We start from the raw sequence: 16127 nt of genomic DNA, 5'->3' as shown, positions 1-16127 counted from the left end.
GGGTCACCCGGCAGGGTCGGCCGTCGGGTGGGATCTGAACAAGTCTACCAACTCGCGCCCTGCTTCATCGACTTCGGTGTTGACGATGGTGGTGTCGAACTCCGAGACCGCCGCCAGCTCCTCGCGCGCCGTCTCCAGGCGCCGCTCGCGCTCGGCCTCGGTCTCGGTGCCGCGCCCGACGAGGCGGTTCACCAGTTCCTCCCAGCTGGGCGGCGCCAGGAACACCAGATAGGCCTCCGGCATGTGCGCGCGCACCTGACGCGCGCCCTGCAGATCGATCTCGAGCAGGACGGACTCGCCCTGCGCCAGCTTCTCCTCCACCGCGGCGCGCGGAGTGCCGTAGCGGTTGACCCCGTGGACAACGGCCCACTCGAGCAGCCCGTCGTGGGCGACCAGCCGGTCGAACTCCTCGTTCGAGACGAAGTGGTAGTGCTCGCCCTCGATCTCGCCGGGACGCGGCGGACGCGTCGTGGCCGAGACCGACATCCAGATCTCGGGGTGGTGCTCGCGGACCCAGGCCGCCACCGTGCCCTTGCCGACGGCGGTGGGGCCGGCCAGCACGATCAGCCGGCCGCGCGCCGGACGCTGCGGATCAGCCACGGCGGGCGATCTCGGCGATGAGGACCTTGGCCTGGTTGGCGCCGAGCCCGCGCAGACGGCGGCTCTGGGCGATCTTGAGGTCGTCCATGATCTGCTGGGCGGTCAGCTTGCCGATGCCCGGGATGCTCTGCAGCAGGTCGAGCACCTTGATCTTGGCGATCGCCTCGTTGCGCTTTGCCTCGGCCAGCACCTGGGCGACCGTGGCGCCGGAGTGGCGCAGCCGGTTCTTCACCTCGGCACGCACCTGGCGCGCCTCGGCGGCCTTGGCCAGCGCCTGGCGGCGCTGTTCGTCGGTCAGTTCGGGCAGGGCCACGATCAACTCCTCACTTCTCGGACAGGTCGATGCCGCACTCGTCGTCCACGTTCTCGACGACCGCGACCCGCTGGGACCGGGTGTCGTTGAAGGCCTCGTGGGCGGCGGTGATGCGGTCGATGTCCTGCTGGGACAGCGCGTTCACCTTGACCTCGTCCTTCATGTCCTGCAGACGGAAATCGGCCTTGCGGTGCGCGACGACGACCTTGCGGGTGGCCTTGGCGATGGCCTGCCACTCCTTCTTGACGTCCTCCGGCGCGACCTCGGCGATGTCCTTCGTGACCTTGGCGTACGAGGCGAAGGCGGCGTCGGTCTGCTTGCCGAAGGAGGTCAGTGGCTCCTTCGCGTCGTCGATCGCGTCGCAGTACGGACCACCGCCGGAACACCCCGTCAGCGTGCCCAGACCGAGGACCAGACAGAGCAGCAGGATGGGTCGTCGCACCCCGACAGGCTACCGGTGCGGGCTGGCCGGACGATGCTCCCGGTCCGCATGTATCAGCCGAAACCCTTCTCGGCTCGTCCCGGATGTGCGCACAATGAAACCTGTGACCGACAGCAAGTCACACGAACCAGCAGAAGACGACGACGGCCCCTGGATCCGATCCGGCGAGGCCTTCGCACGCTGGCGTGACGGGGACCGAGCGGCGATCGACGAGCTGGTGCGTGAGATGACCCCGGTGCTGTGGCACGTGGTCCGCGCCTACCGGCTCGATGAGGACGTCTGTGAGGACGTCATCCAGTTCACCTGGCTGACCCTGGTCCGCAAGGCCGACGCGGTCGAGAACCCCCGCGCCGTGGCCTCGTGGCTCATCATCACCGCGCGCCGGCAGGCGTGGCGGGTGGCCTCGCGGAACCGACGCGAGGACGCCACCGACGACGAGGCCCTGGCGCCGGTCCTGCCGACCACGCGCGCCGCCGAGTCCGAGGCGGTCGAGGCCGACGAGAACCACCGGCTGTGGGCCGCGGTCGCACAGCTGAACGAGCGGTGCCAGCGGCTGTTGCGGGTGATCGCCTTCGACGACCGGCCCGACTACCACCACATCTCCGAGGACCTCGGGATGCCGGTGGGCAGCATCGGCCCGACGCGCCGGCGCTGCCTCGAGAAGCTCAAGTCCGTCATCGCCAAGGGGGCCTCGTCATGACTGAACGTGAACCGGTCTTCACCGACCTGCGGGCCATGTACGAGGCCGTCGACCCGCCGCCCGCGCACCTGGTCGACGCGATGATCGCCGTCGTCGCCGCCGAGGATCTCGACTCCGAGTACGAGCTCCTGAGCCTGATGAGCCGCACCAGCGAGCTCGTGGGCACGCGCGGATCGGGCGTGATGACCATCGAGTTCTCGCACGACGAGACCTCGGTGCTGCTGCGGATCGCGACGGTCGACGAGTCGATCCGCCGGATCGACGGCTGGGTCACCGGCGCCGCGCCGACCCAGGCGCGGCTGACCGCGGGTGATCGCACCTGGACCGGCGACGTGACGGACGGGCGGTTCGAGTTCGACGCCCTGCCGGCCGGGCTGATCCGCATCTACTTCCTCGGCGACGCCGAGCTCGCAACCCCCACCTTCGAGATCTGAGGAGCACCGGATGCGTCCGACTGGCAACGAGCCACCGTGGGAGGAGCAGGACCCCTGGGAGCGGGACGATGAGCTCGAGAGTGCGGCCGCCCGTGAGGGTGCGACCCTCGACCCGTCCCGAGCGACAGTCAGCCCCAACGGCGCCGAGACGCATCCGACGGCGTACCTCTCCACCAAGCTGCTGATCTCGACCCTCGTCGACGTCGACGCGGCGATCGAGCTGTTGCAGGCGGCGGCGGGCACGTTCAACTGGCTCGTCGAGGAGGACCCGACGTATCCCCGGATCGTGATCGAGGAGTCCGAGGAGGAACGCCGCGAGCGGACCGAGCGGTACCCGTGGGCCACGGGCTACGTCGGCATGGCGCGCGTCGTCATCTCCGCGACCGCCGAGTCGCTCGCGCGGCCGCCGGACGCCTGGACGCTGTTGCAGGCGGCCCGTGCTCTCGGGGCCGGGATCGACCTGCTGCAGGGCATCGGCCTCGACCACGTGATGCAGAGCAGCCCGTTCACGCGCGGCGCGCCGTTCACCCGGGGTGCGCCCTTCACCCGCGGCGCGCCCTTCACGCGCGGCGCGCCGTTCACCCGGGGTGCGCCCTTCACCCGCGGCGCTCCGTTCACCCGCGGCGCCAGTGTGGCCGTCGACTCCTACGGCGAGCAGGGCTCCGGCGGTCGCCAGCCCGTGGCTTGGGTCGGTCCTCCGCCGCACCGCTCCGCCGACAAGCCGAACGGGCCACGGCGGCCGCGGATCGGCGTGCTCGACTCCGGGTGCGGCCAGCACCCGTGGTTCACGAACGGCGCCGTCAAGGACGGATCGGGGCTCATGCAGGGTGTCGTGATCGGCAAGACCGACCCCCGCACCGACCCCGAGACCCTCGGCAACGTCTCTGGCCCGCTCGACGGCTCCATCGACGACGCGTCCGGCCACGGCACCTTCGTCGTGGGACTGCTCCACCAGGGCTGCGCCGACGCCGACATCCACTGGTGGCGGGTGATGGACTCCGACGGGACGCTGGCCGAGTCCGACTTCGTCGTCGCCCTCGCCCGGATCGTCCAGCTCGTCCGTGCCGGCGACGAGGGAGGCGGGAAGGACCTGGACGTGCTGAACCTGTCCTTCGGCTACTACCACGAGACCCCGTACGACCTGGAGTTCGATCCGACGCTCTACGAGCTGCTGGCCCTGATCGGTCGCACGGGAACGGCCGTCGTGTGCGCGGCCGGCAACGACGCCACGTCGCGACCGCTGTTCCCCGCCGCCTTCGGGCCCTGGGCTGATGTGCGCGACGAGGTGATCCTGCGTGACCCGCGGGCCACCCCCATCGTGGCCGTCGGCGCGCTGAACCCGAACGGCCGGACCGATGCCATGTTCACCAACACCGGCCCCTGGGTGCACGCCTACCGACCGGGGGCGTCCCTGGTCAGCACCATTCCGCCGTTCGAGGGTGGGCTGCAGGCCATCGCGAGGGCGACCTTCCAAGGTCGGGTCCGCGAGACCATCGACCCGGACGACTTCTCCAGCGGCTTCGCCGTGTGGAGCGGCTCGTCGTTCGCGGCGCCCGTCTTCGCGGCCGAGCTGGCCACCGAGCTCGCGAAGAACCTGCCCGCCGTGGAAGCGACCGAGGACCACGACGTCGCGATCGAGCGCGCGAGCGACGCCATCCGGCGTCTGACCGAGCCCCGGTGACGAGGCATGCTCTCGGCCGTTGAACTCCATCGGCGGGGCCGGGCAGCCATGGATGCGGGCCGGTTCCGCACGGCGCTTCGTCTGCTGGCGACCGCCTTGGAGCGCAACACCGAACCCGATCTGGCCGTGCGCATCATGCTGAACCTGTCGCACGTCGAATCGGCGCTGGGGGATCAGCTGGCCGCCCTGCGGTGGTGTGACGAGGCGGCGAGACTCGCGGACACGCCTCCGACCCGTGCCCTCGTGCACAGCCAGCGCGCCACCCTGCACCTGAACAACGGCGACGCCGAGCGCGCCGCCGCGCTCTACGACCTCGCGGTGCCGGCCCTGACCGGCTCGGCGCGGGCCAACGCGCTGATGAACCGCGGCGTGCTGCACCTGCAGCAGTGGCGCAACGACCTGGCGCGCCGCGACTTCCAGGAGGCGGCCCGGCTGTACGACGCGGGCGCCGACGAGACCGGGTGGGCCCAGGCCATGCACAACGACGGCTACGCGGCGTTGCAGGCCGGCGAGCTCGTCGTCGCGCTGGAGGCGATGGACACCGCACGCGGCCACCTCGCGGACCTCTCCCCCGTCGCCGCCGCTGTCTGCGACCAGGACATCGCCGAGGCCCTGCTGGCGGCTGGGCAGACCCGTGAGGCGGTTGGGCTGATTCTCGGCGCCGCCCGGGTCTTCGCCCAGTCACGCCTGCGCCAGCACCAGGGCGAGTGCGAGGCGACGGCCGCCCGGGTGCTGCTGTTCAGCGACCCACGGCGGGCACGGCGCCTGGCCCGGCAGGCGGCACGACGCCTGCGGGGCACCGGCAGTGAGTGGTGGGCGCTGCGCGCCGACACCGTCGCCCTGGCCGCCGAGGCCTCGTTGTTCCCTCCCGACAAGGCGTGGCTCGATCGGGCCGACGAGACGTCCCGTGCGCTGCGACAGCTCGGACTCGACCATCCGGCACAGCTGCTGGACCTGCTCGCCGCGCGGCAGGCGGTGACGACCGGGGACCTCAACCGGGCCACCGCGCTGTTGCGCCGGGGGCGGACCACCGAGCGTGACTCCCTGACCGAACGACTCCTGGAGTCCGTCGCGTTGGCGGCGCGCTCGCTGGCGCGCGGTCGGCGGCGCCAGGCTCTCGCGGACCTGCGCCGTGGGTTGGACCTGCTCCACCACTGGCAGTCGACGTTCGGCAGTCTCGACCTCGCGTCCGGCGTCGCCGGCAGTGGGCGCGCGCTCGCGCTGACCGGGATCAGGGTGGCGTTGGCGTCCCAGGACCCGGCGCTGGTGTTCGAGTGGTCCGAGCGAACCCGTGAGCTGAGCAGTCGGGTCGTCCCGGTCCGGCCCCCGCACGACCCGGAACTGGCGGCCGACCTCAGCCGCATCCGACGACTGACGATCACCGAGCCCGAGGAGGGATCGCCGGAGGCCGATGAGCTGTCCCGGCTGCGCGGCCGGGTGCGCCACCGGGTCTGGCTGTCGCGGGGGTCTGGCCAGATCGGCGAGGTCGTCGAGCCCTCGGACCTCGTCTCCTCCCTCGGCGCCGAGGACGCCCTGGTCAGCTACGTGTGGGACCGGCGCCGCCTCCACGCCCTCGTGATCACCGACGACACCCGCGTCGTGATCGAACTCGGTCCGCAGGAGCCGTTGGTCGAGCGGCTCGCCGGGCTGCAGGCCGACCTCGACATGGCGGCATCGAGGTGGAACCCGGCCCTGGCGAACGCGGTGCGTGCCTCACGCGACCGCCGCCTGACCGAGCTCGCGAGGATGCTGGTCGACCCGGTCCTGTCCTCCGTGGGCGATCGCCGCCTGGTGATCACTCCGGCCGGGCTGCTCTCGGGGTTGCCGTGGTCGATGCTGCCCGGCTTCATCGGGCGCCCCGTGACGGTCCCCGTGACCGCCACCCGCTGGCTCGCCACGCGCGGCGTGCCGGTCCCCCAGGAGGCCGCGTTCGTGGCCGGACCCGACGTCGCGCGTGCCATCGAGGAGGTCAAGCAGTCGGCAGCCCGATGGCCGGGAGCGGTGACCCTCACCGACGACGCGGCCACCGTCGCGGCCACGCTCCATGCAGCCGATGGAGCCGATCTGCTCCACGTCTCGGCCCACGGCAGGCACGCGGTCGAGAACCCCCTGTTCTCGGGCGTGCTCCTCGCCGACGGACCACTCTTCGGCTACGACCTCGATCGACTGGCCCAGGTCCCGGACGTCGTGATCCTCTCGGCCTGCGAGGTCGGTCGCTCGACCCAGCGCTGGGCCGAGGAGTCGCTCGGGATGGTGAACGCGTGGCTCCACGCCGGGGCCCGCTGCGTGATCGCCTCGCCCGCGGCCGTCGCCGACGACGAGGCCTGCGAGGTGCTGCAGGACGTGCACCGGCTCATGGCCGGCGGCACTCCCCCAGGCGTCGCGCTGGCCGAGGCCACCGCCGACCGGCCGACCTCGTTCGTCTGCTTCGGCGCCGGTTGGTGACTCGCGCCGCCCCGAGATTTGCTCCCATTTCGACCTTTCAAACCCTCTGAAAAGTGGAAATGGGAGCAAAATTCGGACTAGAGGAGCGACAGCGAGTCGTTCGCGGCGGCCGCGGCGGCGCGCAGCGCGATGACGTCGGGGCCCTTCGCCAGCACCTCGCGCGAGGTGCTGGGGACGATCGAGTCGCGCACCGGTCCGAACAGCTCGCGCAGGTGCTCGACCGTGCCGCCCTGGGCGCCGAACCCGGGCACCAGGATCGGGCCGTTGATGTCGAGCCTGCGCGTGTCCACGTGGGCCACCCGTGCGCCGATGACGGCGCCGAAGGAGCCCATCGGCTCGGCACCCTCGTTGGCCAGGGCCAACTGGGCCAGGACCTGGTCGCCCACCGTCATCCCCGACGAGGTCTTCGCGGTCTGCAACCGGATGGCCTCGGGGTTCGAGGTGAACGCCAACACGAACACGCCGGCGTCGTTCTTCTCGGCAGCCGCGAAGAACGGCGTCAGCGAGCCGAAGCCCAGGTACGGGCTGACGGTGATCGCGTCGGCGGCCATCGGCGCGTCGTCGTCGAGGTAGGCGTCGGCGTAGGCCTCGGTGGTGCTGCCGATGTCCCCGCGCTTGACGTCCAGGATCGTCAGCGACCCGGTGTGCCGCAGGTCCTGCAGCGTGCGCTCCAGGATGGCGACGCCGCGGGCGCCGAAGCGCTCGAAGAACGCCGACTGCGGCTTCACGAACGCGACCTTGCCGGCGAACGCCTCGACGCAGGTGGCGGCGAACCGGTCGAGTCCCTCGACCGAGTCCTCCAGCCCCCACTCCTCCAACAGGTGGGGGTGCGGATCGATGCCGACGCACAGCGGACCGTACGCCTGCATCGCCACCTGGGCGCGGCTGCCGAAGCTCATCGCGTCACCGTCTCCGCCCAGGACTGCAGCGAGCGCACGCCGATGCTGCCGGCGATCTCGGCCTCGATGCCCTGGACCGCGGCGGCCAGCGCCTGCACGGTCGTGAGGCACGGGATGCCCTCGGCCACCGCGGCCGTGCGGATCTCGTAGCCGTCGACACGGGCGTTGACGCCGCTGCCCAGACCGTGCGGGGTGTTGACGATCAGCTGGACCTCGCGGTCGTTGATCTTCTCGACCACCGTGCTTCCCGTGGAGCCCTCCTCGTGCAGCTTGCGCAGGACCGTGGCCTTGACGCCGTTGCGCTGCAGGACCTCGGCGGTGCCGCTGGTCGCGAGGATCTCGAAGCCCAGATCGGCCAGGCGCTTGATCGGGAAGATCATGTGGCGCTTGTCGCGGTTGGCGACGGACACGAAGACCGTGCCCGAGGTGGGCAGGCCGTTCTGCGGTCCGGACGCCGACTGGCTCTTGGCGAACGCCGAGCCGAAGGAGGCGTCGATGCCCATGACCTCGCCGGTCGAGCGCATCTCCGGGCCGAGCAACGTGTCGACATAGCGACCGTCGTAGGTCCGGAAGCGGTTGAACGGCATGACCGCCTCCTTGACCGCGATCGGCGCGGTGGCCGGCAGCCGGCCCCCGTCGCCCTCGGCGGGCAGGACACCGGCGGCACGCAGGTCGGCGATGGACTCGCCGAGCATGATCCGGGCGGCGGCCTTGGCCAGCGGGGTCGCCGTGGCCTTGGAGACGAACGGCACGGTGCGCGAGGCGCGCGGGTTGGCCTCGAGCACGTAGAGCGTGTCCGAGCTGAGCGCGAACTGGATGTTCAGCAGTCCGTGCACGCCGACGCCGCGGGCGATGGCCTCGGTCGAAGCGCGAATGCGGTCGATCTCGAGGGTGCCCAGGGTGATCGGGGGCAGGGCGCACGCCGAGTCGCCGGAGTGGACGCCGGCCTCCTCGATGTGCTCCATGACGCCGCCGAGGAACAGCTCCTCGCCGTCGAACAGGGCGTCGACGTCGATCTCGACCGCGTCGTCGAGGAAGCGATCGACCAGCACGGGCCGGTCGGGCGAGATCTCGGTGGCGTTCTCGATGTAGGTCGAGAGCGACTCCTCGTCGTAGACGATCTCCATGCCACGGCCGCCGAGCACGTAGGACGGGCGGACCAGTACCGGGTAGCCGATCTCGTCGGCGATGCGCTTGGCGCCGTCGAACGTGGTGGCGGTGCCGTGCTTGGGCGCGGGCAGTCCGGCCTCGGCCAGGACGCGGCCGAAGGCGCCGCGCTCCTCGGCGAGGTCGATCGCCTCGGGCTGGGTGCCCACGACGGGCACGCCGTTGGCCTTGAGCCCGGCCGCGAGACCCAGCGGGGTCTGGCCGCCGAGCTGCACGACGACGCCCGCGATGGGGCCGGCGAGCGACTCGGCGTGCACGACCTCGAGCACGTCCTCGAGCGTCAACGGCTCGAAGTACAGCCGGTCGCTCGTGTCGTAGTCGGTCGAGACGGTCTCGGGGTTGCAGTTGACCATGACGGTCTCGTAGCCGGCGTCGGACAGCGCCAGCGACGCGTGCACGCACGAGTAGTCGAACTCGATGCCCTGGCCGATGCGGTTCGGGCCGGAGCCCAGGATCAGCACGGCCGGACGCTCGCGCGGCTCGACCTCGGTCTCCTCGTCGTACGACGAGTAGTGGTACGGCGTCTTGGCGGCGAACTCGGCGGCGCAGGTGTCGACGGTCTTGTAGACCGGGCGGACACCGAGCGCGTGCCGGACGCCGCGGACGACGTCCTCGGACATGCCGCGGATGCGACCGATCTGCGCGTCCGAGAAACCGTGACGCTTGGCGTGACGCAGCAGGTCGGGCGTGAGCCGCTCGGCCGCGTTCAGCTCGGCGGCGACCTCGTTGAGCAGCGCCAGCTGGTCGACGAACCACGGGTCGATGCGCGTGGCCTCGAAGACCTCGTCGGGGGTGGCCCCGGCGCGCAGCGCATCCATGACCAGCTTGAGCCGGCCGTCGTGCGGCACGGAGGCCCGCTGCAGCAGGTCGTCCTTGTCCAGGTCGACCCACTCGCGCTCCCACGAGAACGCGGCGGCGGGCCGGTCGAGCGAGCGCAGCGCCTTCTGCAGCGCCTCGGTGAAGTTGCGGCCGATCGCCATGGCCTCGCCGACGGACTTCATGTGCGTCGTCAGCGTGGCGTCGGCGGCCGGGAACTTCTCGAACGCGAACCGCGGCACCTTGACGACGACGTAGTCCAGGCTCGGCTCGAAGCTGGCCGGGGTCTCCTGCGTGATGTCGTTGGGGATCTCGTCGAGCGTGTAGCCGATGGCGACCTTGGCGGCGATCTTGGCGATCGGGAAGCCGGTGGCCTTCGACGCCAGCGCCGACGAGCGCGAGACGCGGGGGTTCATCTCGATGACGACGATGCGGCCGTCGACCGGGTTGACCGCGAACTGGATGTTGCAGCCGCCGGTGTCGACGCCGACCTCGCGGATGACACCGATCGAGATGTCACGCAGGCGCTGGTACTCGACGTCGGTCAGCGTCATCGCCGGGGCGACGGTGATCGAGTCGCCGGTGTGGACGCCCATCGGGTCGAGGTTCTCGATCGAGCAGACGATCACCACGTTGTCGGCGGTGTCGCGCATGACCTCGAGCTCGTACTCCTTCCAGCCGAGGATGGACTCCTCCAGGAGCACCTCGGTGGTGGGGCTGAGCGCCAGGCCGCTGCCGGCGATGCGCAGCAGGTCTTCATGGTTGTACGCCAGGCCGGAGCCCGAGCCGCCCATCGTGAAGGAGGGGCGCACGACGACCGGGTAGCCGCCGAGCTCGTCGACGCCGGCCTCGCACTCGGCCATCGTGTGGCAGATGACGGACTTGGCGACCTCGGCGCCCCACTCGGCGGGCAGGCCCTCGACGATCCGCTTGAAGGACTCGCGGTTCTCGCCCTTCTCGATCGCGTCGATGGACGCGCCGATCAGCTCGACGCCGTACTTCTCGAGGATGCCGCGCTTGTCCAGCTCGATGGCCGCGTTGAGGGCGGTCTGGCCGCCCAGGGTGGCCAGCAGCGCGTCGGGACGCTCGGCGGCGATGACCTTCTCGACGTACTCGGGCGTGATCGGCTCGACGTACGTGGCGTCGGCGAACTCCGGGTCGGTCATGATCGTGGCCGGGTTGGAGTTGACCAGGATGACCCGCAGGCCCTCCTCGCGCAGGACGCGGCAGGCCTGGGTGCCGGAGTAGTCGAACTCGGCCGCCTGGCCGATGACGATCGGGCCGGACCCGATGACGAGAACGGACTCGATGTCAGTGCGCTTCGGCACGAGCTGCCTCCATGAGGTCGGTGAAGCGGTCGAAGAGGTAGCCGGCGTCGTGCGGACCCGCGGCGGCCTCGGGGTGGTACTGGACGCTGAAGCCGGGCTGGTTCAGCAGCGCGATGCCCTCGACGACGTCGTCGTTCAGGCACACGTGGGTGACCCGGGCCGGCCCGAAGGGCGTCTCGAAGTCCTCGTCGAGCGGCGCGTCCACGGCGAACCCGTGGTTGTGCGCGGTGATCTCGACCTTGCCGGTCGTGCGGTCCTGCACCGGCTGGTTGACGCCGCGGTGTCCGTACTTGAGCTTGTAGGTGCCGCGTCCGAGGGCGCGGCCGAAGATCTGGTTGCCCAGGCAGATGCCGAAGTACGGCGTGCCGCGCTCGAGGACGCCCTGAACCAGCTCGACCTGGTGGTCGGCGGTGGCCGGGTCGCCGGGGCCGTTCGACATGAAGACGCCGTCGGGCTCGACAGCGAGCACCTCGTCGAGCGTCGCGGTGGCGGGCAGCACGTGCACCTCGATGCCGCGCTTGGCCATGAGCTTGGGGGTCATGCCCTTGATGCCCAGGTCGAGCGCGACGACGGTGTACTTCTTCTCGCCCTCGGCCGGGACGACGTGCGCCTCGGGAACGGTGACGTCGGCGAGGTAGTTCGAGCCGGTCATGGCGGGCGCCTGCTGCACCTGCTCGAGCAGCTTCTCGGGGTCGAGGACCTCGGTGCTGATGCCGGCGCGCATGGAGCCGCGCTCGCGCAGGTGGCGGGTCAGGGCGCGGGTGTCGATGCCGCTGATGCCGACGACGCCCTGCTCGGCGAGCAGCTCGTCGAGGGTGCGGTCGGAGCGCCAGTTGGAGCGCTGGCGGGCGGGGTCGCGCACGACGTAGCCGTCGACCCAGACCCGGCCGGACTCGAAGTCCTCGGGGTTGGCGCCGGTGTTGCCGATGTGCGGGGCCGTCATGACGACGATCTGGCCGCGGTACGACGGGTCGGTGAGCGTCTCCTGGTAGCCGGTCATGCCGGTGTTGAAGACGATCTCGGCGATGGTGGTGCCGGTCGCGCCGTACGAACGACCGCGGAAGGTGCGTCCGTCCTCGAGCACGAGGATGGCGGGGGTGAACGTCACTGCAGCTTTCCTTCCAGGACGGTGGGCTTGCCGGCGAGGAACGTCGCGACCACGCGGCCGGGAAGTTCCCTTCCGGCGTACGGCGTGTTGCGCGAGAGACTCGCGGTGTCGGCGGGTTCGATCGTACGCTTCGCCGTCGGGTCGTAGAGCACCACGTGGGCGGGTTCGCCGACCGCCAGCGGGCGGCCGTGGGTGGTGGCGCGGCCGATGCGAGCCGGGTTGGCGCTCATGACCTCGGCGACGCGGGCCCAGGTCAGGGCGCCGGTGTCGACCATGGTCTGCTGCACGATCGACAGGGCGGTCTCGAGGCCGATCATGCCGAAGGCCGCGGCCTGCCACTCGCACTCCTTGTCCTCCATGGGGTGCGGAGCGTGGTCGGTGGCGACGATGTCGATCGTGCCGTCGGCCAGGCCCTCGCGGACGGCCAGGACATCGTCCTTGCTGCGCAGCGGCGGGTTGACCTTGTAGATCGGGTCGTAGCTGCGGACCAGCTCGTCGTCGAGCAGCAGGTGGTGGGGCGTGACCTCGGCGGTGACGTCGATGCCTCGGCTCTTGGCCCAGCGGACGATCTCGACCGAGCCGCGCGTGGACAGGTGGCACACGTGCAGGCGGCTGCCGACGTGCTCGGCCAGCAGCACGTCGCGGGCGATGATCGCCTCCTCGGCGACGGCGGGCCAGCCGGTGAGGCCGAGCTCGCCCGAGAGCGGACCCTCGTTCATCTGGGCGCCTTCGGTGAGGCGCGGCTCCTGCGCGTGCTGGGCGATGACGCCGTCGAACGCCTTGACGTACTCCAGGGCGCGTCGCATGAGGACGGCGTCGCTGACGCACTTGCCGTCGTCGCTGAAGACGCGGACCTGGGCGGCCGAATCGGCCATCGCGCCCAGCTCGGCGAGGTGCTCCCCCGCCAGGCCGACGGTGACGGCGCCGATGGGCTGGACGTCGGCGTAGCCGTGCTCGCGGCCCAGGCGCCAGACCTGCTCGACGACACCGGCGGTGTCGGCGACGGGCTCGGTGTTGGCCATCGCGAAGACGCAGGTGAAGCCGCCGCGCGCGGCGGCCTGGGTTCCGGTGAGGACGGTCTCGGCGTCCTCGCGGCCGGGCTCGCGCAGGTGGGTGTGCAGGTCGACGAGGCCGGGCAGGGCGATGAGGCCCTCGGCGTCGACGGTCTCGTCACCGTTCAGGTCGGTGCCGATCTGGGTGATGACACCGCCCTCGATGAGGATGTCGGCCACCTCGTCGCCCAGGATGCGGGCGCCCTTGATGACGGTGCTCATGCGTTCTCTCCTTCGGTGGCGCCGCCCAGCAGCAGGTACAGGACGGCCATGCGGACGGCGACGCCGTTGGTGACCTGCTCGACGATGACGGAGCGGTCGCTGTCGGCGACGTCGGCTCCGATCTCCATGCCGCGGTTCATCGGTCCGGGGTGCATGACGATGGCGTGGTCGGGCAGGCGGTTCATGCGGGCGACGTCGAGCCCGTAGCGGCGGCTGTACTCGCGGGCGCTCGGGAAGTACGAGGCGTTCATCCGCTCGCGCTGGACGCGCAGCATCATCACCGCGTCGGCCTTCTCCAGGCTCGCGTCGAGGTTGTAGGAGGTCTCGACGGGCCAGGTCTCGACGCCCACCGGCAGCAGCGTCGGCGGGGCGACGAGCGTGACGTTGGCGCCGAGCGTGTCGAGCAGCAGCGCGTTCGAGCGGGCGACGCGGCTGTGCAGGACGTCGCCGACGATCGTGACGTTCTTGCCCTCGAGGTCGCCCAGGTGCGAGCGCATCGTGAACGCGTCGAGCAGCGCCTGCGTGGGGTGCTCGTGGGTGCCGTCGCCGGCGTTGACGACCGCACCCTTGGTCCACGCGGAGGTGGCGAGGCGGTGCGGCGCGCCCGAGGCGTGGTGGCGGATGACGACCGCGTCGGCGCCCATGGCCTGCAGGGTCAGCGCGGTGTCCTTGAGGGACTCCCCCTTGCTGACGCTGGAGCCCTTGGCGCTGAAGTTGATGACGTCGGCCGAGAGGCGCTTGGCCGCGGCCTCGAAGCTGATCCGCGTACGGGTCGAGTCCTCGAAGAACAGGTTGACGATCGTGCGCCCGCGCAGGGTGGGCAGCTTCTTGATCGGCCGCTGCGCGACGCTGAGCAGCTGCTCGGCGGTGTCGAGGATCAGCGTGGCCTCGTCGCGGCTCAGGTCGCCGGCGCTCAGGAGGTGCTTCATGCGTCACTCCCCTCGATCGAGACGGAGTCATCGGCGCCGTCGGTCTCGGTGAGCCGGACGCGGACCTTCTCGCTCTTCGAGGTGGGCAGGTTCTTGCCCACGAAGTCGGCCCGGATCGGCAGCTCGCGGTGGCCGCGGTCGACCAGGACGGCCAACTGCACGGCCTTCGGGCGGCCGAGGTCGCTGAGCGCGTCGAGCGCGGCGCGGATCGTGCGGCCGCTCATCAGCACGTCGTCGACCAGGACGACGACGCGACCGTCGATGTCCTCGGGGACGTTGGTGCGCTCCAGCGCGCGCGGAGCCTTCAGTCGCAGGTCGTCGCGGTACATCGTGACGTCGAGAGCGCCGGGCTTGATGGTGGTCCCCTCGACCTCGGCCATCTTCGCGGCGATGCGCTCGGCGAGTTCGACGCCGCGGGTGGGAATCCCCAGGATCACCACGCCTTCGGCGTCGCGATTGCGCTCAAGGATCTCGTGGGTGATGCGTGTCAGCGCACGCGAGATGTCGGTGGCATCCATGACGGTGCTCAAAGCCGACCTCCTTCTCCGCCTCACAGGACGGTGGTTAAAGGATGGTTCTTCGTCAGGTTACCAGTGGGCTTGCGTTGGACTCCTCCGCACCCGCGGGACGGCTGACGCGTGGCCGTTGGCTATTGCGACGGAAATACTTCCGTTCAGATCCGCTCCCGCTCAATCGACGCGCTGAAGCGCCGAACCGATTCGCGTTCGGCAGGGCAGCTGCGGCATTTCGCCGTTTATGGGCACGCACGCCAGGTGCACATCCGCTCCTGCCGAGATTCGATCTTCAGTCGACCACGCGGGTCGAGGTCGTCGAGTATCCGCCACCGCCCGGATAGTGCCACGCGCCCGTGAGGGTGTTTCCCTCCTGATCGAACGTGCCTTGGTAGTACGCCAGCGATTAGCGTTCGCCCATCCGGATCGTGAGCGTGTCGTCGAGGACCTCATAGGTGTAGTCGAGGGTCTCTCCCTCCGAGAATCCGTAGTAACGAGACCGGATGTCGACGCTCGGTTCCTCGCCGTACTTGGATTCGTGACCGATGACTTCGAGGCCCTAGTTGCCGCCCAGGTCGACGTGCTGCAGCAGGAAGAACCCTCCCTCGGTTCACTCGTAGATGACCGTGCCCTCAGCCCCACCCGACACGGTCCAGGTGCCGACCAGTTTGTCGAGCGTCTTCAGATTGGTGTTCGGCTGCGTAGCCGAGAGCTTTCCGATCTCGTCATTGTCAGACATGTTCATCACCTCTCACTGACGGAGTTGGCGGAAGTTGCGTGGGTTGTATCTGGTTAGCGGCGACTAGGTCGGTAGACCAGCTCTTGGGTGCGCCGGTCGAAGGTGCGGCTCTCCAGCAGCTCCAGGTCGAAATCGCCCGCTCCCTTGAGGATGGGGCTGGTTCCGGTCCGCCCTGAGATCACAGGGAAGATCGTGACTTTAAGGCGGTCGACCAGACCTGCGGCCATCAGCGACCAGTTCAGCGACAAGCTGGCCTGTGAGCGCAGAGGGATGTCTGATTCGTCCTTCAGCCTGGAGACAATGCTGACAGCGTCGCCGCTGACGATGGTCGCGTTCGGCCAGCCGAGGGTGTCATGCAGGGTGGAGGAGATGACGGTGGCGGGCATTCGCAGCATCCGAAGGTTCCACTCGTCCTGATTGTTCGGGTCGTCGGTGCGACACAGAACCTCGGCGTTCTCCCGGAAAGTGGTGGCTCCAAAGATCATCCGTTGCTCGGTGTCGAAGAGAGCGGCGCGGTGTTCGAGCAGCTCAGGTCCCTGCTTGCCCCAGTAGCCGCCCCAGTCGCCCTCCGGGCCGAACGAGCCATAGCCGTCCAGTGTGGAGAAGACGTCCCAGGTGTAGGTCGCGGTCATCGTGTACTCCTCCGCCACCGAAGCGGCGGCTATCTGCTGTGACTTCGACCATCAACTATCCGAGTCGACGAAGCAAGCAGATGTCGCCCCTTCAGCCGCGCGGAACCG

General features: G+C 70.1%; 15 protein-coding genes. 4 read left to right on the top strand and 11 right to left on the bottom strand.

Annotation, left to right across the window (positions count from 1 at the left end; translation table 11 throughout):
* Positions 1–3: 3 nt before the first annotated feature.
* The 3 genes from gmk to NP095_RS07315 are packed head-to-tail and all read right to left on the bottom strand — an operon-like array spanning position 4 to position 1355.
* Positions 4–600, bottom strand: coding sequence for a guanylate kinase (gene gmk / locus NP095_RS07325; RefSeq protein WP_232416578.1), 597 nt, complete (start codon positions 598–600; stop codon positions 4–6).
* The gene (gene mihF / locus NP095_RS07320) at positions 593–913 is read right to left on the bottom strand and encodes an integration host factor, actinobacterial type (protein ID WP_232416580.1); all 321 of its coding nucleotides are present in this window, start codon (positions 911–913) and stop codon (positions 593–595) included. The genes gmk and mihF overlap by 8 nt, the downstream gene beginning before the upstream one ends.
* 10 nt (positions 914–923) lie before the next feature.
* Positions 924–1355: a hypothetical protein gene (locus tag NP095_RS07315; protein ID WP_232416582.1), complete on the bottom strand. Its 432-nt coding sequence runs from the start codon at positions 1353–1355 to the stop codon at positions 924–926.
* A gap of 103 nt (positions 1356–1458) precedes the next feature.
* Between NP095_RS07315 and NP095_RS07310 the strand changes: the two genes are divergently transcribed.
* Genes NP095_RS07310 through NP095_RS07295 form a run of 4 tightly spaced genes read left to right on the top strand, consistent with a single transcriptional unit; the run spans position 1459 to position 6615 of the window.
* Positions 1459–2055: an RNA polymerase sigma factor gene (locus tag NP095_RS07310; RefSeq protein ID WP_232416583.1), complete on the top strand. Its 597-nt coding sequence runs from the start codon at positions 1459–1461 to the stop codon at positions 2053–2055.
* Positions 2052–2489 carry a hypothetical protein gene (locus NP095_RS07305; protein ID WP_232416585.1) on the top strand — a complete coding sequence of 146 codons (438 nt, stop codon included), beginning with the start codon at positions 2052–2054 and terminating at the stop codon, positions 2487–2489. Before NP095_RS07310 ends, NP095_RS07305 begins: the two co-directional genes overlap by 4 nt.
* A 10-nt stretch (positions 2490–2499) precedes the next feature.
* Positions 2500–4170, top strand: a complete 1671-nt coding sequence (locus NP095_RS07300) for a S8/S53 family peptidase (protein WP_232416586.1) — start codon at positions 2500–2502, stop codon at positions 4168–4170.
* Positions 4171–4218: 48 nt separating this feature from the next.
* Positions 4219–6615 carry a CHAT domain-containing protein gene (locus NP095_RS07295; protein ID WP_232416588.1) on the top strand — a complete coding sequence of 799 codons (2397 nt, stop codon included), beginning with the start codon at positions 4219–4221 and terminating at the stop codon, positions 6613–6615.
* Positions 6616–6692: 77 nt separating this feature from the next.
* Here the strand turns inward: NP095_RS07295 and pyrF are convergent, their stop codons facing one another.
* The 8 genes from pyrF to NP095_RS07255 all read right to left on the bottom strand — a co-directional run bounded on the left by pyrF (position 6693) and on the right by NP095_RS07255 (position 16019).
* Complete coding sequence (pyrF, locus tag NP095_RS07290) at positions 6693–7514, bottom strand: orotidine-5'-phosphate decarboxylase (protein WP_232416590.1); 822 nt, start codon at positions 7512–7514, stop codon at positions 6693–6695.
* Positions 7511–10825, bottom strand: coding sequence for a carbamoyl-phosphate synthase large subunit (carB, locus tag NP095_RS07285; protein WP_232416592.1), 3315 nt, complete (start codon positions 10823–10825; stop codon positions 7511–7513). The genes pyrF and carB overlap by 4 nt, the downstream gene beginning before the upstream one ends.
* Positions 10809–11933: a glutamine-hydrolyzing carbamoyl-phosphate synthase small subunit gene (gene carA, locus NP095_RS07280; protein ID WP_232416593.1), complete on the bottom strand. Its 1125-nt coding sequence runs from the start codon at positions 11931–11933 to the stop codon at positions 10809–10811. Before carA ends, carB begins: the two co-directional genes overlap by 17 nt.
* Positions 11930–13207 carry a dihydroorotase gene (locus tag NP095_RS07275; protein ID WP_232416595.1) on the bottom strand — a complete coding sequence of 426 codons (1278 nt, stop codon included), beginning with the start codon at positions 13205–13207 and terminating at the stop codon, positions 11930–11932. Before NP095_RS07275 ends, carA begins: the two co-directional genes overlap by 4 nt.
* A complete protein-coding gene (locus NP095_RS07270) occupies positions 13204–14136 on the bottom strand; it encodes an aspartate carbamoyltransferase catalytic subunit (RefSeq protein WP_232416596.1) in 933 nt (310 codons plus the stop codon). The genes NP095_RS07275 and NP095_RS07270 overlap by 4 nt, the downstream gene beginning before the upstream one ends.
* On the bottom strand, positions 14133–14690 hold the full coding sequence (gene pyrR, locus NP095_RS07265; RefSeq protein WP_439647415.1) for a bifunctional pyr operon transcriptional regulator/uracil phosphoribosyltransferase PyrR: 558 nt from the start codon (positions 14688–14690) through the stop codon (positions 14133–14135). The genes NP095_RS07270 and pyrR overlap by 4 nt, the downstream gene beginning before the upstream one ends.
* 568 nt (positions 14691–15258) lie before the next feature.
* Positions 15259–15387, bottom strand: a complete 129-nt coding sequence (locus NP095_RS07260) for a hypothetical protein (RefSeq protein WP_255668654.1) — start codon at positions 15385–15387, stop codon at positions 15259–15261.
* Positions 15388–15440: 53 nt separating this feature from the next.
* A complete protein-coding gene (locus NP095_RS07255; protein WP_232416598.1) occupies positions 15441–16019 on the bottom strand; it encodes a dihydrofolate reductase family protein in 579 nt (192 codons plus the stop codon).
* Positions 16020–16127 lie beyond the last annotated feature (108 nt).

It is taken from the genome of Aeromicrobium duanguangcaii (assembly GCF_024508295.1).
In the GTDB taxonomy this organism is placed as follows: Bacteria; Actinomycetota; Actinomycetes; order Propionibacteriales; family Nocardioidaceae; genus Aeromicrobium; species Aeromicrobium duanguangcaii.
This window is presented reverse-complemented; position numbering and strand designations above follow the sequence as displayed.

Coding starts and splice junctions, on each gene's coding strand:
- NP095_RS07305 (WP_232416585.1), top strand. CDS start 2,052: ATGACTGAACGTGAACCGGTCTTCACCGACCTGCGGGCCATGTACGAG.
- NP095_RS07300 (WP_232416586.1), top strand. CDS start 2,500: ATGCGTCCGACTGGCAACGAGCCACCGTGGGAGGAGCAGGACCCCTGG.
- NP095_RS07295 (WP_232416588.1), top strand. CDS start 4,219: ATGGATGCGGGCCGGTTCCGCACGGCGCTTCGTCTGCTGGCGACCGCC.
- pyrF (WP_232416590.1), bottom strand. CDS start 7,514: ATGAGCTTCGGCAGCCGCGCCCAGGTGGCGATGCAGGCGTACGGTCCG.
- NP095_RS07275 (WP_232416595.1), bottom strand. CDS start 13,207: ATGAGCACCGTCATCAAGGGCGCCCGCATCCTGGGCGACGAGGTGGCC.
- NP095_RS07270 (WP_232416596.1), bottom strand. CDS start 14,136: ATGAAGCACCTCCTGAGCGCCGGCGACCTGAGCCGCGACGAGGCCACG.
- NP095_RS07260 (WP_255668654.1), bottom strand. CDS start 15,387: ATGTCTGACAATGACGAGATCGGAAAGCTCTCGGCTACGCAGCCGAAC.
- NP095_RS07255 (WP_232416598.1), bottom strand. CDS start 16,019: ATGACCGCGACCTACACCTGGGACGTCTTCTCCACACTGGACGGCTAT.